This is a genomic window from Arthrobacter sp. 01N444, assembly GCF_056399305.1.
In genome coordinates this window covers 162,089-186,101 of the sequence record NZ_JBFTRB010000003.1, presented here as the reverse complement: position 1 = coordinate 186,101, position 24,013 = coordinate 162,089, and the positions used below count along the sequence as shown (strand labels likewise).

Below are 24,013 nucleotides of genomic sequence, written 5' to 3'. Positions count from 1 at the left end.
GCCTTCCGGGACCGCGTGGCCGGTAGAGTTTTACGCAGTATCAGACGCAGAACCAAGAGGAGGCCCATGTGGCGCACTTCGTGATCATGGGTTGTGGCCGTGTCGGGGCAACCCTGGCACACACGCTCGAGGACGCCGGGCATTCGGTGGCCATCATCGACCAGGATGACCGCGCTTTCCGGCGGCTCCGCACAGGATTTTCCGGACGGAAGGTCACGGGGGTCGGGTTTGACCGCGAGACGATGAAGCGCGCCGGCGTCGAGGAAGCCTATGCCTTCGCGGCGGTTTCCAGCGGCGACAACTCCAACATCCTCGCCACCCGGGTGGCGCGGGAGACCTTCCACGTGCCCCATGTGGTGGCCAGGATCTATGACCCGGGCCGCGCCGAAATCTACCAGCGCCTCGGCATTCCCACGGTCGCCGCGGTCCGCTGGAGCGCCGACCAGGTGCTGCGCCGCATCCTGCCCGAACAGCACATCGCCGGTGACTTCCGGGAGCCCTCGGGCCGGCTGGTGCTCGCGGAGGTTGACCTCAACCCCGACTGGATCGGGCACCCGATCTCCTCGATCGAGAAGGCGGCCGGCATCCGGATCGCGTATCTGACCCGGTTCGGTGAGGGCATGCTGCCCGCTGCCGCCACGTCTTATCAGGACGGCGACACTGTCCACGCCATGCTGAACGTGGACCGGAGCTCCGAGATCGGCCACATTCTCGCCAAATCCCCCGCCAAGGAGTCCTGAGTGAAAGTCGTCATCGTCGGTGCCGGAAGCGTCGGGTCCTCGATCGCCCGCGAGTTGTTGGCCCACAAGCACGAAATCCTGCTGATCGACGAGAAGCCGGAGGTGATCGGCCGGAGCGGGCTGCGCGGAGCCCACTGGCTGGTCGGTGATGCCTGCGAGCTGAGCACGCTGCAGGACGCCAAACTCGAGGACGCCGACGTCGTGGTCTCCGCCACCGGTGACGACAAGGTCAACCTGGTGGTCTCGCTGCTGGCCAAGACGGAATTCGGCGTGGGGCGTACCGTCGGCCGGGTCAACAACCCCAAGAACGACTGGATGTTCGACGACTCCTGGGGCGTCGACGTCGCGGTCAACACCCCGCAGCTGATGACCGCGCTGGTGGAGGAGGCGGTGGAGATCGGCGACCTGGTGCGGCTGCTGACACTGCAGACCGGGGTGTCCTCGCTGGTGGAGTTCACGGTCCCGCACGACTCGCATGTGATCGGGCTGACCGTGGGCGATGTCCAGTGGCCCGAAGACGCCACCCTCGTCGCGATCCTGCGGGACCAGGCGCCCATTACGCCGAGCCGCGACGACGTGATCGACGGCGGCGACGAACTGTTCTTTGTCACCACGATCGCGGCCGAGGACGACCTCCGCGCCCTGCTGGCACCCGAATCCCCGCTGGAGGACCAGCACCCGGTGACCTCGGACCAGCACGGCCACGGCACCCAGCCGGCCGGGGACGACGGCTTCGACGGCTAGAGCAGTTCCGCTCCCAATAGTTGCGCTATCAGATATGGCCGTTCCCGAAGTCTGGGAACGGCCATATCTGATAGCGCAACGGGTCAGTTGGCCTCTGGGGCTGCGGCGGGCACCGGGGCCGGCCGGGTGATCAGCCAGGCAATCCAGATGCCGAGGATGTACAGCGGGGCGCCCATGATGAGCCTGGTGGTGGCGAGGGCGGCGAGGCCCTGCTCGCCCATGAAGTAGAGCGGAACCTGCACCACGAGCCGCAGGACCAGCACGGCAACGATCACCCAGGTGCCGATGCTGTACGCCCTGATCCGTTTCGGGTCCTTGCGCCATTCCAGGCCCTCGTTGCGGATGAAGCCGAAGAGCAGGCCGGCGATCGGCCAGCGCACGGCCACAGAGATCGACATTGCCAGGATGTAGCCGACGTTGGTGAAGAACCCCAGGACGTAAAAATTCTCTGCTTTGCCGGTCGAGGTGGCCAGCCAGGCGGAGAGGCCGACGCCGATGAAGCCGGCCAGAGCCTGCGTCAGTGGTTTGCGCTGAACCAGCCGCGCCACGGTGAAGACGGCGGCCACCGCCAGGGAGGCCGTGACGGCCATCGTTAGGTTTTCCCGGTCGATGGTGAAGGCAATCAGGAAGACCAGGCCCGGGAGGATGCTCTCGGCGATGCCCTGGATGCCGCCGGCGCTTTTCAGCACGTCGATGTTGCCGTTGCTCGACCGGTGCAGGCCGGCCTTGGCCGCGTAGTCCCCGGCAAGCTGGGCGACGGTGGGCGCGGCGGTTGTGGGCTGGGCGGTTGTGGGCTGGGCCGTTGTGGGCTCGGAGGTCACGGGGGCGGAAATGTCCCGGCCGCCGTCCGCGGATTCCGCCGGCTCGTGCCGGTCGGTGTCTTGTTGAGGCCGCTCCGGGCGGTCCCGCTCGGGGTGTTCGGGCAAGGTCATTGCTCCTCCTGGCGGGAGAGTATTTCGTAGCGTGGGTTGAAGATCGTGGGCAGCCCGTCGCGGATGGTGACCATGCCCTCGAGCCGGAGCTCAGTTCCGGCGTCGACGCCAGGGATCCGGCGCCGGCCCAGCCATACAACGCGCAGCCGCTCCTTGGGGCCGGCCGGCCGCTGGCGCTGAGCGCCGGGGCGCACCCGGTGGGTGGACACGCCGCTGGCCGGCAGGGTGCTGGCCGGCAGGCTGCTGGCCGTCCCGGCACCGGAGCCGGCTTTGACACCAAATCCCGGGAAACGGCTGACGGGCGCAGGCACGTCGTGATCGATCAGGATCGCAATGAAGGAAGCCACCTGGTTGGCGGGCACGTACGTGACGGACTCGATGAAGCCGTGGCACAGCACCCGCCCGCGGTCCGGCAAGTCCCGGACGGACATGGCGGCGGTGGATTTTTTGCCGGCGGCATCAGCCAATCTGGGTTATCTCCGGTCCGCGTTCGGGCTGTTCGAATTCGGGGGCCGCCTGCGGCGACGGTGCAGCGGCGGTGTCCTTTGGCAGGCGCAGCTGCAGCAGGTCACGCGGCGGCATGGGGTTCTCGCCGCGGACCACGACGATCTTCCGGAAGAGCCCCTCCAGTCCGGCCGCCGCGTCGCGGTCAAGGGCTGCCTCGCCGCCGAAGACTCCGCGGAGGAACCAGCGCGGGCCATCAACGCCGATGAAGCGGGCCACGCGGTAGCCCTGGCTGCCGTCCGCGCCGCCGGCGGGAAGCTTCGCCACGAGTTCGGTGCCGAAGCTGCCCTCGACCTCCTCGACCTGGCCGCCCTGGCTGCCGACCGACTGCCCGATCTGCTCACGGATTTCATCCCACAGGCCCTCGGAACGGGGGGCGGCGAAGGCCTGCAGCTGAAGGCTCGAGCCCTCCAGGTCCATAGTGACGGCGACGACGCGCTGGCTCGCCTCTTCAACCTCCAAGCGGAGCTGGAGTCCCTCGCGGGGCGCGATCAGCAGCGCACCGAGGTCCACGTACCCGTCCTGGTCTTCGATTTCCGCGACGTCGAAGGGGCCGGTCGCGGCCCGGCCGGCGGTTTCGGCAACGTTCCCGGCCGGTGTCGCGGCGGCGTCACCAGCAGCTTCCGTGGCCACAGCGTTCTGGTCCGTATCGGCCCCGGTCGGCTGCTCCTGTTTGGCTTTCCTGCCGCGCCCAAAAACCATGGGGTGTCTCCTTCAGTTGTGATCCTGTACCGCCGCCCGGCGCCGTCCTGGCGCCTGTCCGCGTGGCCGCCCGCTACCCCGCGGCCGGCTCCTTATTTCGTGCATCATTGCCTGCATGTGCTGCAGTGCCTGCGGCACTGCAGAAACGCAGTTGGCTCCCGTGGCGTTGCCGGGGCCTGCGCTCAGGCCGGTCCGCCGAAACCGCCGGTGGAACCGAAGCCTCCCCCGCCGCGGACGGAGCCGTCGAGCTCCTCGACCGGGAGGAACCTGGCGTACTCCACGCGCTGAATGACCATTTGTGCAATTCTATCGCCGCGGCGGAGCTCGATCGCCTCGTCCCGGTCCGTATTGAGCAGTGTCACCGCGATTTCACCGCGGTAGCCGGCGTCCACGGTCCCCGGGGCGTTCACCACCGTGAGTCCGTGCTTGGTGGCGAGGCCGGACCGGGGGTGGATCAGCGCAACGAATCCATCCGGGAGCGCAATCGAGACGCCCGTCGGGACGAGGCGGCGCTCCCCCGGGGCGAGGACGACGTCCTCGCGGGCGCGGAGGTCAGCGCCCGCGTCGCCCGGGTGCGCGTACGACGGCGGCTCGAGCCCGTCGTCGAGCATTTTCAGCTGTACCGTCAAGGTGGGCGTTCCGTAGGCTGCGTCGCTGGCCGTCGGTGCGGCACTGGCGACGGCGGTGTTTTCTTCAGTCACAGTCCCTCACTCTAACGCCCGCAAGGAACATCGTCCTAGCCGCCGCTGGCCTGCCCGGGCACGCCGCCCGCGGGGCTGGTGCACGGTGGATGCGGGTTGATCCGGGTTGATCCAGGGCTGGAGCCGGGCGGGGCCGAGGTGAAATAGCCCGGGAAAGATGAAAAGCTGTGCTTATGCCCGAATCCAGCGCAGCCGCGCCTGCCCCGAAGAGCGCCCCGCGCGACTCCACTGCCCTTTACTCCGAGAAGCTTTGGCCGAACTTCTGGATCTGGCTGGTCGCGGCGGGGTTCTCCAGCGCCGGGATCCTCATGCTGGCGCCCATCAGCATCTGGGCCGGCATCACCGCAGCGATCGTGCTCTTCGTCATCATCTCCATACTGCTGGTCCTGTCCACGCCGTCAATCACGGTCACGAGGACCACCCTGAAGGTGGGCAGGGCCACGATTGAACGCGGATTCCTGGGCAAGGCCACGGCGTTCCGGGGCAAAGAAGCGACGGCGGAGCGGGGCACCCGGCTCAACGGGCTGGCGTTCCTGTGTATCCGCGGCTGGGTGGATCCGGTGGTCCGGATCGAGATCGAGGACCCCTCGGACCGCACGCCGTACTGGCTGGCGTCCAGCCGCCACCCGGAGCAACTGATCGCCGCGCTCAACGCTTAGTTCCCACCGCCCCCTGCACGGCTCTCCCCAACTCCCAGAGGGCACCTCACGTCGCCTCCTCCCCGGTCCCGAAATGCGGGCCCGGGATCGGGGGTCCTGGTCAGGGCTGCCGCGTGCCTAGCCCTCGCAATCCTTGCAGTACTTAAGGCCGTCCTTTTCGCGGGCAATCTGCGAACGGTGGCGGACGAGGAAGCAGGAGGCACACGTGAATTCGTCAGCCTGGGCGGGCAGGACCCGGACCAGCAGTTCCTCCCCGGACAGGTCTGCGCCGGGAAGTTCGTAGCCTTCGGCGAGGTCGGACTCATCTTCATCCACCACGGCGGAAGGCTTCTCCGTACGCCGCGCCTTCAGAGCCTCAATCGAATCCTCGCTGAGGTCTTCTTCGGTCTTACGCGGCGCATCGTAATCAGTCGCCATTATTTGTTGCTCACACTCCGCATTCGTTCGATTGATTTGCCGCTCCTGGGTGGCCCGCCGGGATGGTAACCCTGGGCTCCGGGAACGGTTCACCGTTGTAACGCCGGACATGCGGTTTTTGTGCCCGGTGTCGGGTCATTTTTGCTTAAGCGCCTCCCGAATGCCAGAGCCCACCGGTCTCCTCGCCCCGCTCTCTCCCGCAGACCGGCAAAAACCGGCGGAAAGTCGCGTAAAGTCGCGGAAAATCACGGCGCGCCTGCCGTCCTAACCCGAAATGCGTCCGGCTGGTGGCAGAGTTTCGATTGTTAGTAATGCCAGGGTGGAGGATTTGTATGCAGGATCTACGGCTTGTAGGCGTCCACGACGACGGAGAGCATCTCCTGTTGAGTGGCACCGGCGGCGAGATGTTCCAGCTGCCGATCGATGAAGCACTTCGGGTGGCAGCCAGCCGGGCGTCGGCGAAGACCGCGTCCAGCGCGGCCGCACCCCCTATTGCCATGTCACCGCGCGACATCCAGACCAGGATTCGCAACGGGGCCACCGCCGCCGAAGTGGCGGAACTGTCCGGAATTCCGCTGGAGAAAGTCCAGCGCTACGAGGGCCCGGTCCTGGCCGAACGCGAGTACATCGCGCAGCAGGCCCGCAAGGTGGAGGTCGCCTCCCCCGCCCCGGGCCACGACGCCTACCGATCGGTGTTCGGTGAAAACCCGGCGTCCCTCAGCGACATGGTCGAGCACCGGCTCAGGGCCTACGGCGTCGAGCCCTCAACACTGGAGTGGGATTCCTGGCGACGTCCCGACGGCAGCTGGAACGTGGTGGCCCGCTTCGAGCCCAAGCCCGGCGGCCCGGCCGGAATCGGCGAGGAGCCGCCGGCCCTGTGGACCTTCCACCCCGCCCGGAAGACCCTGCAAAACGCCAACCGCTGGGCCCAGCAGCTGAGCGAACTTGAGCCGCTCGAAGGCCCCGTGCCGACCCGGCGCCTTACGGCCGTCTCCGACCGGCCCTTCGACTTTGAAACCGATGCCGAGGCCGCCGCCCGCACAGCGACCGGCCAGCACAGCATTATTCACCAGATGCTGCTCCAGCAGGACAGGATCCACCAGGAACAAGACGCCGACGGGCTGCTGGACATGCTGCGTTCCCGCCGCGGCCAGCGAATCGGCGTGGACGAGGACGCGGACGACGCCCTTGCCACGCTCCTGACCACCGGCGTCCCCGCTGCCCACCCCCGTCCCTCGGAGGTCCCGGAAACACCCGGGCTTCCGGCAACTGTGGAACCGGATGCCATCCCCGAAACGGCTGCGGAGAACGATCCCGCCCCGGCCGAGACCAATCCAGCCCTCATCAACCCCGGTCTGCCGGACGTTCCTGCAGTGGAGGCGGCCGCCCCGTCGGAAACCGACCCCTTCACGCGACGGCGCGACGGCAGGCCCTCGATGCTCTCGCGGCTGAGCCTCGCACCGCGCCTCCCGGAGGAGGACGATGCCCTGAAACTGCACGACGGCGTCAGCACCGAGACCCGGGAAGTCACCATCGCGGCCTCGCAACTGCGCCCGGCCCCTAAGAGCGGCCCGACGGCGAGCCCGGGCCTGGATGAATTGATCGGCGGCGGAACGTCCCGGCGGCAGCACCGCGAGTCCCACGCCGCTGCCCGGAACGAAGCCGGAACGGACCAGCCCGAGCGCCAGCCGGCCAAGCCGAAGCGCTCCAGCGTTCCGAGCTGGGACGAAATCGTCTTCGGAACCCGCAACGACCAATAAAAGCCGGGTGCGCGTTTCCGGCAGGGATTTCAGTCCCGAATTTCAGTCCCGAATTTCAGGCAGGAAATTCAGGCAGGAATTTCCGTCCCGATTTTCAGTCCCGAATTTCAGGCTGGGAACGTCAGCCGCGGGGCGCTTTTTTACCGTCGGCCTGGAAATAGAGCAGCGGGACTTCACGCTCAGCTTTCGTCAGGGAACCGTGCTGGCCCACGACCTCAAGGGCAGTGGGCCGGACCCTGCGTGTATCGTAAAGCGCCAGCGCGTCCCGGGCCGCGATCATGACGTCGCCAATCCGCAAGGCGGCCTCGGCCCTCACGTCGCCGAACAGGCCGCCCGCGATCGCTTCCTCACGGGTGAAGGCCCATATTCTGTCCCCGAAACGGGACCGCCAGTTGGCCAGCAGGCGGCCGCGGGCGGCGTCGTCCGTCCTATCCTCCAGGTAGAGGTGGACCATGCGCGGCTCTCCGGCGGTGTGCCGCACCCCGGCGAGCAGCGCCGGCTCCGCGGAGTAGTCGATCCGCTGCGATTCGGGCACGTCCACCATTCCGTGGTCCGCCGTCAGCAGCACCGTGGTGCCGGCCGGCAGGGTGGCGTTGAGCCGGCGCACCGTGGCATCAAGTTCTTCCAGCTGGTGCTCCCACTGGGCTGACTGGCAGCCGTGGCGGTGCCCGGCCTTGTCGAGCTCATTGACATAGAAGTACATCAGCGAGGGACCGGCGCCAGCCATGGCCTCGGCGGCCGCTTCGGTCCGGGCGTGCGACGTGATTCCGGTGAGGAAGCGGCCTCCGCGGAGCGCGGCCTCGGTCATGGCAGAGGTGCTGAACTGCGGCAGGCTGACCGTCGTCACATCGACGTGTTCCGCGGCCCGTTCAAAAACGGTGGGGAACGGCTGCCACGTCCGCGGGTCCACGCCGGCGTCCCAGTTGCCCAGCATGTTCACTACCCGGTCCTGATCCGGATCCAGGACGTCGTAGCCCACCATGCCGTGCTGGCCCGCCGACAGTCCGGTGCCGAAGCTGGCGAGGGATGCCGCGGTGGTGGACGGGAACGCCGAGTCCAGCGACACGGGCACCTGGCCCTGGCCGGCCTGCTGGACCGCACGCAGGAACGGGGTGTGGGCGCTCTTCTGCTTCAACAGGTTCCGGCCCAGCCCGTCGGCCAGCACCACACACACGCGTTTGGCGGCCGGAAGGTTCAGTTTGTTCTCAAACCCCGGGACTCCCAGGCTGGCGGCGGCGCTGGTGAGCACCTCGGCGATGGAACGGTGTCCGAACGCCGGGGCGGGCGGGAGCGGGGACGGACCAGCACCGGCGGCCAGCGGAACGGCCGCGGCGGCGCCGGCGGCCAGGGAGGGAGCCAATACCGGGACTGGCAGCTGATCTTCGGCGGGCTCAGGCTGACGGAAATGGGCCATGTCAGCGCTGGTGGCCGCGGCTGAGGCGGTTTCCGAACACGCCCATCCGCGGTCGGGGCGGCAGCCCGGGCCCGTTGTGCGGGACCGGCGCCGCGGAGCCGGTGTTCACAGCGCGGAGGGCGCGGGCGAAGAGCTTAGCGTCCTGTACGGCCTGCAGGCCGTCCGCTTCGGCGCTGATGCGCAGGACGATGTCTTCCTGGGCAATGGTGCCGCTGTAGCCGTGATCGGCCTCGCACTGCGGGTCCCCGCAGCTGGCCGGACCCATGTCGAGGCGCTGGCCGCCGGACCATGCAATGGACAACGTCAGCTCGCGGACAGGGTCGGAAGGCTTGTAGTCCTGCGGCTGGGCGTAGACATAGCTCAAGACCACGGAGCGGATCTGGGTGACGGGAACGGACTCGGTGGACACCTGGGCGACGGTCTGCTCGCCGGCCTCGTCGAGCTGCTGGTCGTCGACATGGGTGATGACCAACATGTCGTCGGTCAACACCAGGACGGTGATGTGGCGGCGGACCTCGGCCCGGTCGAAGTGTGTCTCGAGATGTACGAGGTGGGCCACGCAATCGCGGCCATCCAGGGCATCGGCGACGACGTCGGCCACGAGCCGGGGGTAGAAACCGGCCTGCTGGAGGGCCCCTTCCAGGCTCTGGCCCTGCGCACTGTGGTCATGGAGGCCGTGGTGGTGCGCGGTCTGGCGTGCGGGGGCGGTCGCCAGGGGCTTGGGTGCTGGAGGCTGGGTGCTCATAGTCTCCATTTTCACAGATCAGCATGGGACTTGCTAACTGCCGGGCCCTGGACGCGGGCTGCAGCCGGGGAGGTTAGACCCTAACTCCGCATCGCCCGGCGCGCACTGTCGGTCCGCTGGGCGGCGTTCGCGATCCTGACATCGGCGGCCAGGATCGAGGCACCATCGGGCCCGGCGAGGACGGGATTGAAATGCACCAGCGCGATCTCCGGGTGGTTGTCCTTCAGCCTGGTGAGGCGGGCGGCGAGGTCCTCGAGTGCCGCGACGTCGACGGCGGGCAGGCCCTGGTAGCCGAAAAGCTTCCGCGACGCCCGGGGCGCCCGGATGAAGTCGTGGACGTCGGAGCCGGAGAGCGGCGGCACGCGGTGGGCCCAGTCATCGAGCAGGTTCACGGCGTCTCCGGCCAGGCCGAAGGAGATCACCGGCCCCAGCAGCGGGTCTTCGATGGCGCGGAAAGTGCAGGCCTGCCCCACCGGTACCATGGTCTGCACTTCCAGGGACGGCGAGCCGTACCGCTCGAGCGACTTGCGCATCTCCAGCACGTTGCGCCGCAACGAATCGGCGTCCTGGATGTCCAGCCGCACACCTCCCAGGTCCAGCCGGTGCCGCAGTGCCGGGTCCGTGGTCTTCAAGGCCACAGGCCAGCCGAGCTGCCCGGCCGCGGCCACGGCCTCCTCCGCCGTCTCGAACCCGACGGACGGGACCAGCCGGATGCCGTAGTGGCCCAGCAGCCGGGCGGCCGTGTCCTGGTCCAGCCGGACGAGCTGCTCGCCGCCCACATCGCGCAGCAGCAGCTCCAGGTCCGCCCGGGCGGCCTCCGGGTGGCACCCTTCGGGCTCCACGAACAGTCCCTGGTCCCGGTCCAGCCACTGGGCGTAACGCACGACGGCGGCAAGGGCCGCGACCGCCGCACCCGGGTTGGAGTAGCACGGGACCGGCGGAGCGGGCGCGGGCTGGTGCGGCTGTTCAGGTTCGGCGCCGACCATTCCCTCCACATAGATGGAGGGATCAAGGATTCCGCTAAAGGCGGCAACCACCGGCTTGCCGGCCGCCGCGGAGCATTCGGCCAGCACTCCGGCGATCTTTTCGACGGTGAGACCGTGCGCCGGCAGCAGCGCGACCACCGCGGCGTAAACCGTGTCCGCGGTCAGGGTTTCCTGCAGGCTCCGGCGCAGGGCCGGCAGCGCCCGGGACATGCCCGCGTCCAGGTCCACGTCTGTCACGATCCGTTCCACGCCGAGCCCCTGGCGGGCGGCACTGTCTGCTACCACCTTGCCAAGGGCGCGCGAGTTGCTGAAGACGGCGATTCCGGGGCCCCCGGGCAGCGGCTGGCTCGAGACGATCTGGGCGACGTCCATGAGCTCTTCGATGGTCTCGACCCGGATCACCCCGGCCTGCCGCATCATGGCATCCAGCGCTTCCGAGGGAGCCTGGGTGGTGCGGACAGAGTGCCCGGGCGGCAGGTTCAGGCCCATGGCGTCGGACTTGGCCACAATCACCGGCTTGGTGCGGGCCAGCCGGCGGGCCAGCCGGGAGAACTTGCGCGGGTTGCCGATCGATTCCAGGTACAGGCCCACCGCCGTGGTGTCGGCGTCGTCTTCCCAGTACTGCATCATGTCGTTGCCGGAGACGTCGGCGCGGTTGCCGGCCGAGAGGAAGGTCGAGATGCCAACCCGGCGCCGGCTGGAGGCCGCGTAGAGCGAGACGCCGATCGCGGCCGACTGGCTGAACAGCCCCAACCCGCCGCGACGGGCCAGGGCCGGTGCCATCGAGGCGTTGAGGGACACGGCCGGGTTGGTGTTGACGATGCCCAGGGACGCCGGGCCGATCACGCGCATGCCGTTTTCTCGAGCCTGCCGCACCAGTTCGCGCTGGCGCGCCAGGCCGCGTTCGCCGTCGTCCGCGTACCCCGCGGTGGCCACCACAATTCCCTTGACCCCGGCGGCCGCGCATTCCTGGACCACCTTGGGGACCTCGTCGTACGGGACCGCGATGATGGCGAGCGTGACCGGGCCGGGAACCTCGGAGAGCCGGGCGAAGGAGAGCATGCCGGCCAGTTCCAGGGCCTCCGGGTTGATCGCATAGACCGGTCCGCTGAAGCCGCCTTCGATGACGTGCTCGAGCAGCTGGTAGCCCACGGTGCCCCATTTGCGGCTGGCTCCGATCACGGCCACGGACGCCGGAGCGAGCAGTTCCTGGATGCTGCGGGCTTCGGCGCGGTGCTCGCGGGATTCCATCACAGCGCGGGATTTGTCGGTGGGGTCGATGTTGAACTCGAGGCTGACCACGCCGTCGTCGAAGTGGCGTTTGACGTCGTAGCCGGCGTCGGAGAAGACCATGAGCATCTTGCGGTTCTCCGGAAGCACCTCGGCGCTGAACTTGCGGATCCCGTTCTCGCGGGCCGCGGCGGCGAGGTGTTCGAGCAGGATCGAGCCGATGCCGCGGCCCTGGTGGGCGTCGGCGATGTTGAAGGCGACCTCGGCCTCGGCCGGGTCATCGAGCCGGTCGTAACGGCCGATGCCCAGGATTTCGCCGCCGATGGTGATCACCAGGGCCACCCGGTCCTTGTAATCCACCTCGGTGAAGCGCTTGAGTTCCTTGCTGGAAAGCTTGGACTTGAAGGCGAAGAAGCGCATGTAGATGGACTTCTGGGACTGGCCCACGTGGAAGGCCTGGACCGCATCTGCATCGGAGGGGTGGATGGGGCGCACATGCGCCGTGCCGCCGTCGCGCAGGACAACATCGGCTTCCCAATATTCCGGATATACGCCGTCCGCCGGCTGATCCACCATAGGCTTAGCCTAGTCATAAACTTACGCAGTACCCGTTCAGCACCCCTCAGAAGGATCCACCAGCCTTATGGCACGCCGCCAAACCACGCCCCCGGCAGGGGAACCCAGCCACGATTCCGCAGGAAAATTCGTTGAGAACATCGTCGATATCGATGTCACGTCCGAGATGGAAGGCTCATTCCTCGAATACGCCTATTCGGTGATCTATTCGCGGGCCCTTCCCGACGCCCGCGACGGCCTAAAGCCCGTCCAGCGGCGGATCCTCTACATGATGTCCGACATGGGGCTGCGCCCGGACCGCGGCCACGTCAAGAGCGCCCGCGTGGTGGGCGAGGTCATGGGCAAGCTGCACCCGCACGGTGACGCCGCGATCTACGACGCCATGGTGCGGATGGCCCAGGACTTTTCCCTGCGGCTGCCGCTGATCGACGGACACGGTAACTTTGGCTCGCTCGACGACGGCCCGGCGGCCCCCCGCTACACGGAAGCCCGGCTGGCGGCCGCGGCCCTGACCCTCACCGACCACCTCGACGAGGACGTCGTCGATTTCGTTCCCAACTACGACAACCAGCTGACCCAGCCGGACGTGCTGCCGGCCGCGTTCCCCAACCTGCTGGTCAACGGCGCGACGGGCATCGCCGTCGGCATGGCCACCAATATGGCCCCGCACAACCTGGTGGAGGTCATCGCCGCGGCCCGGCACCTGATCGACAACCCGGACGCCACGCTCGAGGACATCATGAGGTTCGTCCCCGGCCCGGACCTGCCCACCGGTGGCCGGATTGTGGGCCTGGACGGCATCCGCGACGCCTATGCCACCGGCCGCGGCTCCTTCAAGACCCGGGCAAAGGTGGACATCGAGCAGCTCTCGGCCCGCCGCACCGGCCTGGTGGTCACGGAACTGCCTTACATGGTGGGCCCGGAGAAGGTGATCGAGAAGATCAAGGATGCCGTCAACGGCAAGAAGCTCACCGGCATCAGCGACGTCGTGGACCTCACCGACCGCAAGCACGGCCTGCGCCTGGTCATTGAGCTCAAGAACGGCTTCAATCCCACTGCCGTGCTCCAGCAGCTCTACCGCTACACCCCGATGGAAGACTCCTTCGGCATCAACAATGTGACTCTCGTCGACGGCCAGCCGCAGACCCTCGGGCTGCTCCAGCTGCTCTCGGTCTACGTGGACCACCGGATCAATGTGGTCCGGCGCCGCACAGCCTTCCGGCTGGGCAAGAAGAAGGACCGCCTGCACCTGGTCGAGGGCCTCCTGGTCGCGATCGTGGACATTGACGAGGTCATCCAGATCATCCGGTCCTCCGACGAGGTGGCCGAGGCCCGTACCCGGCTGATGTCCATCTACGATCTCTCCGAGATCCAGGCCAACTTCATCCTGGAACTGCGGCTGCGGCAGCTGACCAAATATTCGCGGGTCGAGCTGGAGAAGGAGCAAGAGGAGCTCCGCCGGGAGATCGCGGAGCTTGAAGCGATCCTGGGCTCCCCCGCGCTGCTCCGTGCCCTGGTGTCCGACGAACTCGGCGAGATCGCGGAGAAGTACGGCACACCGCGCCGGACCGTCCTGCTGGAATCCGAGGCCGTCTCCCCCACCGTCGCCGCGGCACTGGGCGCAGCCGCCGGGGCCAAGGGCAAGGCCGCACCGCTGGCCCTTGAGATCGCGGACGATCCTTGCTGGGCCATCCTCACCGTGTCCGGGCAGATTGCCCGCACCGCCAACCAGGACAGCCTGGCCGAGGCCGGACCGCGGACCCGGCATGACGTCTTCTCCTCCGTGGTCAAAACCACCGCCCGCGGCGAGATCGCCGCCGTGACCTCGCAGGGCCGCATGCTGCGCCTGCAGGTCATGGACATGCCTGTGCTGCCGCCAACCTCGGGTACCCCCAACATGGCCGGCGGGGTAGCGGCCAAGGATTTCATCACTCTGCTCAAGGGGGAATCGCTGGTGGCCTTCGCGCCGCTGGACCAGGTTCTGGCAATCGGAACCGCCCAGGGCGTGGTCAAACGGGTGCAGCCGGACTATCCGCTGAACCGCGAAGACTGGGAAGCCATCGCGCTCAAGGACAAGGACACCGTGGTGGGCGTTGCCCCCGCCGGGTCCGACGACGACGACCTCGTCTTCATCACGCGGCAGGCCCAACTGCTGCGCTTCAGTGCCTCCGCCGTCCGCCCGCAGGGCCGGACCGCCGGCGGCATGGCCGGGATCAAGCTGGCCGCCGGGGACCGGGTGATGTTCTTCGGGACCGCCAGCCCCGCTGACGCCGCCGCCGTCGTCGTGACCGTCGCGGGGACGGAAGGCGCGCTGCCGGGCACAGCCCCCGGGGCCGCGAAGGTCACCGCCCTGGCCGAGTACCCGGTCAAGGGCCGGGCGACTGCCGGGGTGCGGGCACACCGTTTCCTCAAGGGCGAGGACACGCTGCTGCTCGGCTGGGCTGGGCACGGTCCGGCCAAGGCGTCCTCCCTGGCAGGTGTGGCGCGCTCACTCCCCGGCGAGCATGGCCGCCGCGACGGCTCCGGCATTCCGCTGTCCCAGGCGATCGACGCCATTGGACCCAGCATGGCGTGGTCAGAGGATCCGGAAGCCGGCAACGACACGTAGGACCGCGGACGAACGAAACCCGGCCGGCGGCGCTGTCGCGCTCCGGCCGGGATTCGTGATCCGGCGTTGCCTCCGGCGATCTCAGTCCCGGAAGCCTTGCCCGCATCCTGTGGGCCGGCGCTAGGGCATGTGGTTGAGGCTCAGGATGTTGCCCTCCGTGTCCAGGAACCACGCGGCCGAGCTTCCGTCCGGAGTGGTGGCGATGCCGTCCTCCGTTTTTAGGCCCGGGAAGTCGTATTCCTCGAAGACGACTCCCTTGGCCCGGAGTTCCGCAACGGCACCCGGAAGGTCATCGACCACCCAGCCGATCTGCGTGTTCTTGGCCGTTCCGGCATTGGGCGTCTGGTACAGGAGGAACCCGGTACCGCCGCCGCACTTGTACTGCAGGTTGTCCTCGGCATCCGCGTTCTCGGGTTCGAGTCCGAGCTTATCGCGGTAGAAATCCCGTGCACGGGCGATGTCCGCTGCCGGTAGCACTGCGCCGACTTGCTTGTCCTTGAGCATGGCTATTCTCTTTCCAGGCCCGCCCCCCGGAAGGAATGATACTCCTCCACATCCCCCACGTACCTGAGAAACCGCGACGCCGATTTCCTTGGCCGGCGGGGCACGGCCGGGCATGCGCGCACTCGATATCCGTGAGTGCGTGTAGCTCGAGGCTCCCGGGCGGGGAGGCCTTCGGACTCTACCGGTCAGCCGAGGTCGGCCAAAGAATCGGAATAGCAATGGTCTGAGGCGAAAGGGCACCGGTTTTGATGTGGGGCTACGGCATGAATATGGGCTGGATGTGGATGTGGGGCATACTCCTGCTCATCGGCATAGCGCTGCTGGTACTGGTCGCCGTGCGCATGTTTGCCGGAGGCGGCAGTCACAGCGGGATGCAGGGACCGCAGGGGCCCTACCCGGGCAGGAGCCGGGCCCGGCAGATCCTCGATGAACGCTTTGCCCGGGGTGAACTGACGGCGGAGCAATACCGCGAGCAGCTAAAGGTTCTCGGCGAGGACCAATAGTGCTCCCAATGAGCCGCCGGACCGCGCTCCTGCTGGGCGGCCTCGGCACGGCAGCAGTAGCCGCCGGCGGAGCCGGGCTCTGGTGGACGGTCAGTTCCCGGTTCGCGTCCGTCGCGGGCGGAGACTTCACCGAGCCGAAGCAGCTGCGCAGCAGCAACGGACAGTTGCAGGTCCGGCTCGAAGCGTCCGCTGGCTCAGTGCAGCTCGGCGGCCAGCAGGCCTCGGCGCTTGGCTACAACGGCGGAATCCCCGGCCCAACCCTGCGTTTGAGGGGTGGGGACGTGTTCGCCGTCGAGCTGGTCAACAGCATGGACGTCCCGACAAACCTGCACGTCCACGGACTCCACGTTTCACCCCAGGGCAACGGAGACAACGTTTTCAACGTCGTCGGGCCCGGCCACTCGTTCCGCTACGAGTACCGGCTCCCTGCGGACCACCCGCCCGGCGTGTACTGGTACCACCCCCACCATCACGGCATGGTCGCCGATCAGATTTTCGCCGGCCTGTTCGGTGCGATCATCGTCGAGGACGCACAGCCCGTGGACGTCAGCCGCGAGCGGGTGATGGTCGTCTCTGACATCACCCTGGACGGCTCCGGAACCGTCGCCGGCCCCTCGCCCATGGACCGGATGCTCGGCCGGGAAGGTGAACTTGTCCTGGTCAACGGCCAAAGCAACCCGAAACTTTCCGCCCGGCCGGGCGAGCGTGAGCGGTGGCGGATCGTGAACGCCTGCGTGGCCCGCTACCTGCAGCTGCGCCTGGACGGGCAGCCGATGCAGCTCCTCGGCATGGATTCCGGCCGCTTCCCCACACCCCGGAACGTGGACGAGGTGCTGCTGGCGCCGGGCAACCGTGCAGATGTCCTGGTCACAGCTGTCGAGGGCGACGCCACTCTCGGTGCCGTCTACTACAACCGTGGCAGCATGGCCGGCGTGATGGGACCGGCAGGGCCAGCCCCCAACGGCGCCCAGGGCATAGGGGATCTCGTGCTGGCGACCCTCTCGGTCTCCGGCGCCCCGGCCGCTCCTCCTCCGGCGGTGCCGGCCCGGCCCGCAGCGGCAGACCTGAGGACCGCGGCCGTTGCCGCTCGCCGGCAGCTGACCTTCGCCGTCGGCGGTATGGGGATGGGGATGGGAATGACTTTCACCATCAACGGCCGTGAATTCAACGCAAGCCGGACGGACACCACCGTGGCCGCGCAGACGGTGGAGGAGTGGACCCTGATCAATCCCAGCCCGATGGACCATCCTTTCCACCTGCACGTCTGGCCGATGCAGATCATCGAAGAACAGAGCCAGGCGCCGGGCCAGCCCGTCTGGCGTGACGTCGTCAACATACCCGCCAACGGACAGGTGCGGGTCCGGATCCACTTCAAGGATTTCACCGGCCGCTCCGTGTACCACTGCCACATCCTGGACCACGAGGACCAAGGAATGATGGGCGTCATCGAAGTCCGCTAGCCCAGCGGGAGCAAGTATCCCGACGACGGCCCGGCCAATGCGCAGCCTGTAGCCTTAACCTGGCTACCGTCCAACACAGCCAACCGGAGGGAGAATGCCATGGCCGCAGCTTTCATGAGCCATGCCGCAACCGCCCTTCGCCGCGGATTCCTGCTAGTGGGCCTGCTGGCCGTCATGGCTGGATTCCTCGGGATGCACATCATGACCGGAATGCATGGCGCTCATGCCATGACCGCGGTGACATCCTCCGCGGAAACCGCGGGGTCGTCTTCCCGGCCGGAGACCGGCCTCGCACCTCATCCGGCCGCCCATGCCCTGCAAGAGCGCACCATGGGCCGTGACTCCTTGGCTCCGCGCCCTGCGACCCCAGCCGGTCCCGACCTGACGGCCGACAGCCGGGCCGCTGCCCCAGCGGCTTCGTGCGTATGCCAATCGAACTGCGCCGACGCTGCGTCAATGCACTCGGCCTGTGTGCCCTCGACGGCAATGACGTCCCTGGCCGCGCCCCCGCCTGGCACGGCACCGGCCTCAATGCACAACCCGGACACGCACGGCGACGCCGCCGTCAGGGCCTACTTCTATCGCCCCGCAAGTCCTTCGCCGGGCGATCTGTCCATCAGCCGGACGTAAGACGGGATCGCGCCGTGTCGTGCCCGGCGTCCCTACTTACCCGACACGCTCCATCCCGTTCTTCCAGCGGCGCGGGCGTGTCATCCGCAGGCGTGCCACAACGCCGATTGATGATTGAAGGACTTGACCCCATGAAGAAAACCCTGACCATTTCTGCCACAATTTCTGGCTTCGGCATTTCCGCCGCCATCGCCCTTGCCGGCTGCGCCGGCACCTCCGGCAGCACACCCACTAACACCATGCCGGGCATGGGCAGCGCCGGCATGGGCATGGCATCCAGCTCAGCCCCCGCAACCGCAGACCACAACGCGGCAGACACCATGTTCACCCAAGGGATGATCCCGCACCACGCCCAGGCCGTGGAAATGAGCGACATGATGCTCAGGAAACAGGGCATGGACGCGCGGATCACCGCACTCGCCACCAAGATCAAGGCCGCACAGGCACCCGAAATCGCGCAGATGACGGGCTGGCTCAAGACCTGGAACGAACCCACCCAGATGGCGTCCGGCCATGGCATGGGCGACGGGATGATGGGCGACGACGACCTCAAGACGCTCGACGCCGCCCAGGGCAACGACGCGGCCAAGCTGTTCCTGGCCCAGATGATCGCCCACCACGAGGGCGCGGTGATGATGGCCAAGACTGAAAGCAGCCAAGGCAAGAACCCGGACGCCCTCAGCCTCAGCAAGGCAATCGTGACCGCCCAGGAAGCTGAAATCCAGGAGATGAAGGACCTGCTGGCCAGCCTCTAGCAGCGTCCCGGCCCCGGTCCGTCTTCGGACCGGGGCCGTCAACTGGGCGGCCACGGCCGACGTAGTCAAAGCATCGGCCGACGGCGGTGCTGCTTTGGCCTCGTACGTGGGTGCCGCACCGGCTGCAGCGACGGGCCGGGATGCCCGGCGGAACAAATGCACCTACACTGCTGGAATGCCTATCATTCCGGATTCCAAGGACTGGACTTGGGTCCTGTCGCGGCCCTGCCCCGAGTGCGGTTTCGATGCCTCCGCCGCGACCCCGGCCACGGCGCCGGGGATCGTCATCAGCATGCTCCCGCGGTGGCGTGCAGCCCTCCGACGTCCGGACGCGACGGAACGGCCCAACGAGGCAGCGTGGTCCGTCCTCGAGTATGGCTGCCACGTCCGGGACGTCTTCACGCTTTTCGATCACCGCCTGTCCCTCATGATGTCCGAGGACGATGCCCGGTTCGATGACTGGGACCAGGACAAGACGGCAATCGAGCAGGACTACGCCAACGCCGATCCAGCCCAGGTCGGCGTCGAGCTGACGGCCGAGGGCGAGCAGATTGCAGCGTCCTTCGCACGGGTAACGGAGGAGGATTGGGTCCGCTTGGGGACCCGGAGCAACGGCTCAGTGTTCACTGTCCTGACCTTCGCGCAGTATTTCCTGCACGACGTCGTCCACCATCTCCACGACGTAGACGGCTAACGCGAAGAACCAGCGCGCGGACGGCCGGCGGGCAGGCGCAGGTCTGCGGTTCCCCGAGGCGGCCCCTACGGCGCTGCCGGCTGAAGCTCCTTGTCCCACGCCATGCTCCGGTTGACGGCCACATAGCCCATCTTGATGTAGAGCGCGAGGGCCCCGGTCGGGTTCTCCGAGTCGACATCCAGCGAGGCCACGTCCATGCCCGCGGCCGCGAAGCGGCGCATGGCATCGGCCAAAAGCACCTGCGCGATGCCCCGGCCACGGTACTCCCGCCGGACGCCGAGGAGCTCCGTGTAGCCTTCGCGGAAGCCGCGGGTCAGGGCGGCCCCGACGTCGTGGGTGGCCAACTGGTACCCGGCCACCGTGCCGGTAGAACGGTCCAGCACGACGCCGCTCAGGTCCGGCCGGGCCTGCGGATCATTCACCACAAAGCCCCAACCCTCCTGGTCGCGGGGCTCGCTGCCCCAGTGGTCCCGGAATGCCGCGTTGTGCGCCAGCCGCACCGGTTCATGCAACTCCGGACCAAAAGTGACGAGCTCCAGTCCGGGGTCCAGGGAGGATTCAGGCACAGCCTGGTTCAGTGGCCGGTGCATCTCGTTGTAATAGCGGACAACGCCGTAGCCGGAACCGGCAAACAAGGTGGCCTGGTGCTGGTGCTGCTGTTCGGTATGGAGCCGTAGTCTCGGGCGCGGGACGTCCCCGTTCCCCCCGTCCTCGGCAAAGCGGTCCCTGGTCCGCTGTTCCATCCAGCCCAGCAGCGAGGTGCCGATCCCGCTCCCCTGCCACTCGGGGTCAACGCAGCCGGAGCCGTTCGCCTTGTCACCGTCGCGGTTCTTGGTGATCCGGCCGTAAGCCCGGGCAACGCCCTCCGGATCGAAGCCGATGATGGTGTTTGCCGTTGCCGGGTTATTTTTCGACTCCAGGATCTGTTCCAGATCCGCCTGGCGCTCGAACCAGACGGGTTGCTCGACGGCGGCCGTGCGGGCAATCAGGCCGGCCCACGCGTCGAGGTCGCGGCGCTCCGCCGGCCGCCAGGACAGCCGGGGATCGAGTGCGGGCCGGGGGTGGAGCTCGCCGTTGCGGTTCATGGCAACAGGCTAATAGGCGGGTTACCCGCGCGCCAGCACGGCCGCCGCCGCTGGACCCTCGCCCGCGGCGCCCACGGCGGAAGCCGCGGCTGCGGCGTCCAGGTCCAGCCTGGTGTCCGCGGCGTCGATATCGTCCGGGTTGTGGGTGACCAGGACAACGGTCCGGTCGCGCAGCCCGTCGCGCAATTCGGCGAGCATGAGCCTGCCTGACTCCGCATCGAGGTGCGCCGTCGGTTCATCGAGCAGGATGACGTCGGCCCCGGTCATGAGCGTGCGCGCAACGGCCAGGCGCGTACGCTCTCCGCCGCTGAGGAAGGCCCCGCCCGGGCCGATCCGGGTGTCCAGGCCGTCCTCGAGCCGGGCCAGCATCGGGCCGAGTCCGACGGCGTCGAGGGAAGCCCGCATCTGCTCGTCCCCGTTGGCCACCACGGCGCCGCCGGGTCCTCGCTGCGCACTGTCCGTCCTGGCGGGAGCTGGCTCCGGCCGCGCCAGGAGAAGGTTGCCGCGGATGGTCGAATCGAACAGGTGTGCCTCCTGCGGGCACCAGGCGGCGCGTCCGCTCAGGTACAGGTGGCCGCCGGCCGCCGGCAGGAACCCCAGGACCGTGGCCAGCAGGGTCGATTTGCCGGAGCCGGAGGCGCCGGTGACGGCCAGCCAGCGGCCGGGGCCGGCCTCGGCCGTGAGTCCGCTGAAGACATTTCCGCCGCCAGGCCACGCGGCAGCGAGGTCCACGAGTTCAATCCCTGGCCGGCCGCCGGGCCGCGAAGCCACGGGCACCAGTCCGCCCGTTGCGGCGCCGCCGTCCGCGTCACTGTCCGCCCCCGCCTCCAGGACTCCCGCCGCGCTGATCCGCCGCATCACGGCGCGCAGCGCGGGATACTGCCGCACGGCCGTGGTGATGGCCGCGTAAGGGTCCACCAGGGCCAGCTGCACGAGGACGACGACGGCAACAGCCTCCGGTTTGACCGCGCCGCTCAGGGCGAGCGGGGCGGCCAGCACTGCGCTGGCCAGGGCGGCCCCGGCACAGGCCAGGACGGTCAGGGCCTGGCCGAGACCCTCCGCCCATGCCGACCGTTGTGAGGCTGCCGTCGCGGCCCGGTCCGCCCGGCCAATCGCATTGAGCACGGGGGCGCTGACGCCGTTCGCGTGCAGTTCCGCGCGGGCGTCCAGGGCTGCGGCAACGTGACGGAGCACGCCGGAACGGAGGCTTTGTTCGGTGCCGGCAGACATGCGGTCGGCGGCCAACGCCAGGGCGGGGGCAACGACGATGCTCAGCAGCGCTGCCGCGGCCACGGCAGGCAGCGCAGCGGGAAGCAGCAGTCCGATCCCGGCCACTGCGGCCGCGGCGACAGCGACGGCGGTCACGGGCGGCAGCACGACGCGGGGCAAAAGCTCGCGGACCGTGTCGACGTCGTCCACCACCGTGCCGAGTACGTTGCCGCCCTGCAGGAGCCGGCGCAGGGACAGCGCCCGGCGGCTCAGCGACTCCCAGAGCCGGCCCCGGAGCCGGGTCAAGGCGGCGAACACGGCATCGTGCAGCAGCAACCGCTCGGAGTACCGCAGGCACGCCCGGCCGACGCCGAAAAACCTCACGCCGACGATCGCGGTGAGCAGGTACAGGATGGGCGGCTGTTCACTGGCCCGGATGATGAGCCAGCCGGACAGCCCCGCGAGGGCGACGGCGAACAGGGCCGCCAACGTGCCTACGGCTCCGGCGGCGGCGAACCGGCCCTTGACCGGGGCCAGCAGGCGACGCAACTGGGCAGGGACCGAACCGGACGGGCCGGACGGGCCGGAGCCGATTGAGCTGACCGAACCGGCGGCCGCGGCAGGAGCGGGGCCGGTTTCGGGGCGGCCCGGGGCCGGATCCGGGGTCGGGGTTGGGTCCGGGGTCTGGCTTTGGCCCGGCGCCGCGGCGTCCACGAGGAAGGGCGCCCGGGTGGCCGCCGCCTGCACGCCCGGCTCTCCCCCGGCGGATGCCGGCAGTGGCGGGACGAGGGCCGGAAGTTCACCGCCGTGGTGGCCGCCGGCTCCCGGCGTAACCGCGACGAGAGTGTCGGCAAGGTCCCGGGTGTGCCGGTCGTGCGCAACGAGCAGCACGGTGACCTTTCCCCGGAGCCCGGCGAGGGCCCGATTGACCAGTGTGGCCGATCCCCGGTCCAGATGGGCGGTGGGTTCATCCAGGAGCAGTACGCGGGCGCCGGCCTCGATCCTCGCCAGCCCGCGGGCCAGAGCAACCCGCCTCAGCTCCCCCGGGCTCAGCTCGGCCGGGTGCTTGGCCGCCAGGTGCCCCGCGCCCACGGCTGCCAGGCACCGCTGCGCTGCCGCATCGGCTTCCGCGCCCGCCTCGGTGCCGGCCGTGGCGGCGTCGGCTTCGTCGGCGGGAACGCCGAGATACAGGCGGATCTCGTCCAGCACCGTGGAAGCCAACATGACGGGATGCTGTGGCACCCAGGCGAGATCCGCCGTCGTGAATCCTCCGAGGCGTCCGGACACGGCGGTCCCTGCATCCGTCCCGATGGTCCCGGCGAGGACTCCGAGCACGGTGCTCTTGCCGGCGCCGCTGGCACCGTCGAGTGCCGTGATCTGGCCGGCGGCGGCGGTGAAGCTCAACGGTCCGACGGCGGCGTCCGTGCGTCCGCCGAAGCGGACGGTCAGTCCGTCCACGGTGACGGCGGGCGGGCCGGCAGCAGGAACGGAGGCCGGCGTCGGGTCCAGGGGCGCAGCTCCGGGATCCGCGAGGACCGCTGTGGTTTCGGCGAGCGCTGCCCGGCCGTCGTCGCTGGCGTGGTGTGCGGTGCCGAGCTCCCGGAGCGGAAGGTAGCAGTCGGGAGCGAGGATGAGCGCAAGCAGCCCTGCCTCAAGCGCCATGTCGCCGTTGACCAGGCGGACGCCGATGAACACGGCGACGACCGCCACGGAAATGGTCGAGATGAGCTCGAGGGCCAGGGCGGAAAGAAAGGCCGTGCGCAAAGTCCCCATGGTCCGGGAACGATATTCCTCGGACATGTCCTCCAGCGCCTGGCGCTGGGCGGAGGCCCGGCCCAGGCCCACGAGGACGGGCAGGCCTTTGGCGAGCTCGAGCATGTGCCCGGAGAGCCGTGCCAGCGCGGACTGGGCGTCCCTGACACGTTCCTCGGTGTACCGCCCGATCAGGATCATGAACAGCGGCACCAGCGGCACCGTCAGCACGATCACCACGGCGCTGACCCAGTCGGCGAACAGGATGCGGGCGCCCAGCAGCAGCGGAATGGCCGCGCAGTTCACCAGCGCGGGCAGGAACTGGGTGTAGTAGCTATCCAGGGCGTCCAGCCCCCGGGTGGCCAGCACGGCGAGGCCGCCGTCGGCGGGCCCGGCAGACCGCGTGCCGTTCCTGAGCGCCTGCTCCAGCAGTTGCGAGCGCAGCTCCTCCTTCACTCCGAGCGCCGCCCGGCGTGAGGCCACGGACTGGCCCCACACCGTCAGCGAGCGCAGCACCGCCCCCGCGGCGCCCAGAACCAGCTGGTCTGCCCAGGCGGTGTCATGAGCGGCGAGCCCGGCGAGCATCGATGCCACAGCCTGCGCCATGAGCACGAGCGAGAGGGCTTTCAGGGCGGCAAGCAGTCCCAGCAGGTAGAGGGCGGAACGGGTCGAGGGGCCGGCGGGGAACGGTCTCATCTGGGAA

General features: G+C 68.7%; 20 protein-coding genes. 9 read left to right on the top strand and 11 right to left on the bottom strand.

Going from position 1 to position 24,013, the window contains the following annotated elements; translation table 11 throughout:
• Positions 1–68: 68 nt before the first annotated feature.
• Both AC1DKN_RS05225 and AC1DKN_RS05220 read left to right on the top strand, forming a co-directional pair.
• Positions 69–740: a potassium channel family protein gene (locus AC1DKN_RS05225; protein WP_079553719.1), complete on the top strand. Its 672-nt coding sequence runs from the start codon at positions 69–71 to the stop codon at positions 738–740.
• The gene (locus AC1DKN_RS05220; protein WP_018772421.1) at positions 741–1,484 is read left to right on the top strand and encodes a potassium channel family protein; all 744 of its coding nucleotides are present in this window, start codon (positions 741–743) and stop codon (positions 1,482–1,484) included.
• Between the two features lie 83 nt (positions 1,485–1,567).
• On the opposite strand, the gene AC1DKN_RS05215 is transcribed toward AC1DKN_RS05220, so the two are convergent.
• From AC1DKN_RS05215 to dut, 4 genes are all read right to left on the bottom strand, one after another.
• The gene (locus AC1DKN_RS05215; protein ID WP_476870612.1) at positions 1,568–2,416 is read right to left on the bottom strand and encodes a DUF3159 domain-containing protein; all 849 of its coding nucleotides are present in this window, start codon (positions 2,414–2,416) and stop codon (positions 1,568–1,570) included.
• Complete coding sequence (locus AC1DKN_RS05210) at positions 2,413–2,883, bottom strand: hypothetical protein (protein WP_476850470.1); 471 nt, start codon at positions 2,881–2,883, stop codon at positions 2,413–2,415. The genes AC1DKN_RS05215 and AC1DKN_RS05210 overlap by 4 nt, the downstream gene beginning before the upstream one ends.
• Entirely contained in the window at positions 2,876–3,622 is a 747-nt protein-coding gene (locus AC1DKN_RS05205) for a DUF3710 domain-containing protein (protein WP_476850469.1), read from the bottom strand. The genes AC1DKN_RS05210 and AC1DKN_RS05205 overlap by 8 nt, the downstream gene beginning before the upstream one ends.
• A 182-nt stretch (positions 3,623–3,804) precedes the next feature.
• Positions 3,805–4,323 carry a dUTP diphosphatase gene (dut, locus tag AC1DKN_RS05200; protein WP_230010969.1) on the bottom strand — a complete coding sequence of 173 codons (519 nt, stop codon included), beginning with the start codon at positions 4,321–4,323 and terminating at the stop codon, positions 3,805–3,807.
• 173 nt (positions 4,324–4,496) lie between these two features.
• Between dut and AC1DKN_RS05195 the strand changes: the two genes are divergently transcribed.
• Positions 4,497–4,982, top strand: coding sequence for a DUF3093 domain-containing protein (locus AC1DKN_RS05195; RefSeq protein ID WP_230010966.1), 486 nt, complete (start codon positions 4,497–4,499; stop codon positions 4,980–4,982).
• Between the two features lie 117 nt (positions 4,983–5,099).
• Here AC1DKN_RS05195 and AC1DKN_RS05190 read toward each other — a convergent pair whose 3' ends face one another.
• Complete coding sequence (locus AC1DKN_RS05190; RefSeq protein WP_018772415.1) at positions 5,100–5,399, bottom strand: DUF4193 domain-containing protein; 300 nt, start codon at positions 5,397–5,399, stop codon at positions 5,100–5,102.
• A gap of 332 nt (positions 5,400–5,731) precedes the next feature.
• Between AC1DKN_RS05190 and sepH the strand changes: the two genes are divergently transcribed.
• On the top strand, positions 5,732–7,159 hold the full coding sequence (sepH, locus tag AC1DKN_RS05185; protein WP_476857974.1) for a septation protein SepH: 1,428 nt from the start codon (positions 5,732–5,734) through the stop codon (positions 7,157–7,159).
• A 121-nt stretch (positions 7,160–7,280) separates the two neighbouring features.
• On the opposite strand, the gene AC1DKN_RS05180 is transcribed toward sepH, so the two are convergent.
• From AC1DKN_RS05180 to AC1DKN_RS05170, 3 genes are all read right to left on the bottom strand, one after another.
• Positions 7,281–8,507 (bottom strand): alkaline phosphatase family protein, encoded by a 1,227-nt coding sequence (locus tag AC1DKN_RS05180; RefSeq protein ID WP_476870766.1) that lies wholly within the window; start codon positions 8,505–8,507, stop codon positions 7,281–7,283.
• A 67-nt stretch (positions 8,508–8,574) separates the two neighbouring features.
• Entirely contained in the window at positions 8,575–9,318 is a 744-nt protein-coding gene (locus AC1DKN_RS05175; RefSeq protein WP_223917079.1) for a DUF5998 family protein, read from the bottom strand.
• A gap of 80 nt (positions 9,319–9,398) precedes the next feature.
• A complete protein-coding gene (locus AC1DKN_RS05170; RefSeq protein WP_223917081.1) occupies positions 9,399–12,110 on the bottom strand; it encodes a bifunctional acetate--CoA ligase family protein/GNAT family N-acetyltransferase in 2,712 nt (903 codons plus the stop codon).
• A 67-nt stretch (positions 12,111–12,177) separates the two neighbouring features.
• On the opposite strand from AC1DKN_RS05170, the gene AC1DKN_RS05165 reads away from it, so the two are divergent.
• The gene (locus AC1DKN_RS05165; RefSeq protein ID WP_476870611.1) at positions 12,178–14,718 is read left to right on the top strand and encodes a DNA gyrase/topoisomerase IV subunit A; all 2,541 of its coding nucleotides are present in this window, start codon (positions 12,178–12,180) and stop codon (positions 14,716–14,718) included.
• A 120-nt stretch (positions 14,719–14,838) separates the two neighbouring features.
• Here AC1DKN_RS05165 and AC1DKN_RS05160 read toward each other — a convergent pair whose 3' ends face one another.
• Positions 14,839–15,222 carry a VOC family protein gene (locus tag AC1DKN_RS05160; protein ID WP_223917085.1) on the bottom strand — a complete coding sequence of 128 codons (384 nt, stop codon included), beginning with the start codon at positions 15,220–15,222 and terminating at the stop codon, positions 14,839–14,841.
• A gap of 245 nt (positions 15,223–15,467) precedes the next feature.
• On the opposite strand from AC1DKN_RS05160, the gene AC1DKN_RS05155 reads away from it, so the two are divergent.
• The 4 genes from AC1DKN_RS05155 (at position 15,468) to AC1DKN_RS05140 (ending at position 19,264) form a co-directional block, all read left to right on the top strand.
• Positions 15,468–15,725 (top strand): SHOCT domain-containing protein, encoded by a 258-nt coding sequence (locus tag AC1DKN_RS05155; RefSeq protein WP_026266256.1) that lies wholly within the window; start codon positions 15,468–15,470, stop codon positions 15,723–15,725.
• Positions 15,726–15,733: 8 nt separating this feature from the next.
• The gene (locus tag AC1DKN_RS05150) at positions 15,734–17,185 is read left to right on the top strand and encodes a multicopper oxidase family protein (RefSeq protein ID WP_476870610.1); all 1,452 of its coding nucleotides are present in this window, start codon (positions 15,734–15,736) and stop codon (positions 17,183–17,185) included.
• Between the two features lie 761 nt (positions 17,186–17,946).
• Positions 17,947–18,570 carry a DUF305 domain-containing protein gene (locus AC1DKN_RS05145; protein ID WP_476870609.1) on the top strand — a complete coding sequence of 208 codons (624 nt, stop codon included), beginning with the start codon at positions 17,947–17,949 and terminating at the stop codon, positions 18,568–18,570.
• 175 nt (positions 18,571–18,745) lie between these two features.
• Positions 18,746–19,264: a DinB family protein gene (locus AC1DKN_RS05140; protein ID WP_476870608.1), complete on the top strand. Its 519-nt coding sequence runs from the start codon at positions 18,746–18,748 to the stop codon at positions 19,262–19,264.
• A 65-nt stretch (positions 19,265–19,329) separates the two neighbouring features.
• Here the strand turns inward: AC1DKN_RS05140 and AC1DKN_RS05135 are convergent, their stop codons facing one another.
• Positions 19,330–20,349, bottom strand: coding sequence for a GNAT family N-acetyltransferase (locus AC1DKN_RS05135; RefSeq protein WP_476870607.1), 1,020 nt, complete (start codon positions 20,347–20,349; stop codon positions 19,330–19,332).
• A gap of 21 nt (positions 20,350–20,370) precedes the next feature.
• The gene (gene cydD / locus AC1DKN_RS05130) at positions 20,371–24,006 is read right to left on the bottom strand and encodes a thiol reductant ABC exporter subunit CydD (protein WP_476870606.1); all 3,636 of its coding nucleotides are present in this window, start codon (positions 24,004–24,006) and stop codon (positions 20,371–20,373) included.
• Positions 24,007–24,013 lie beyond the last annotated feature (7 nt).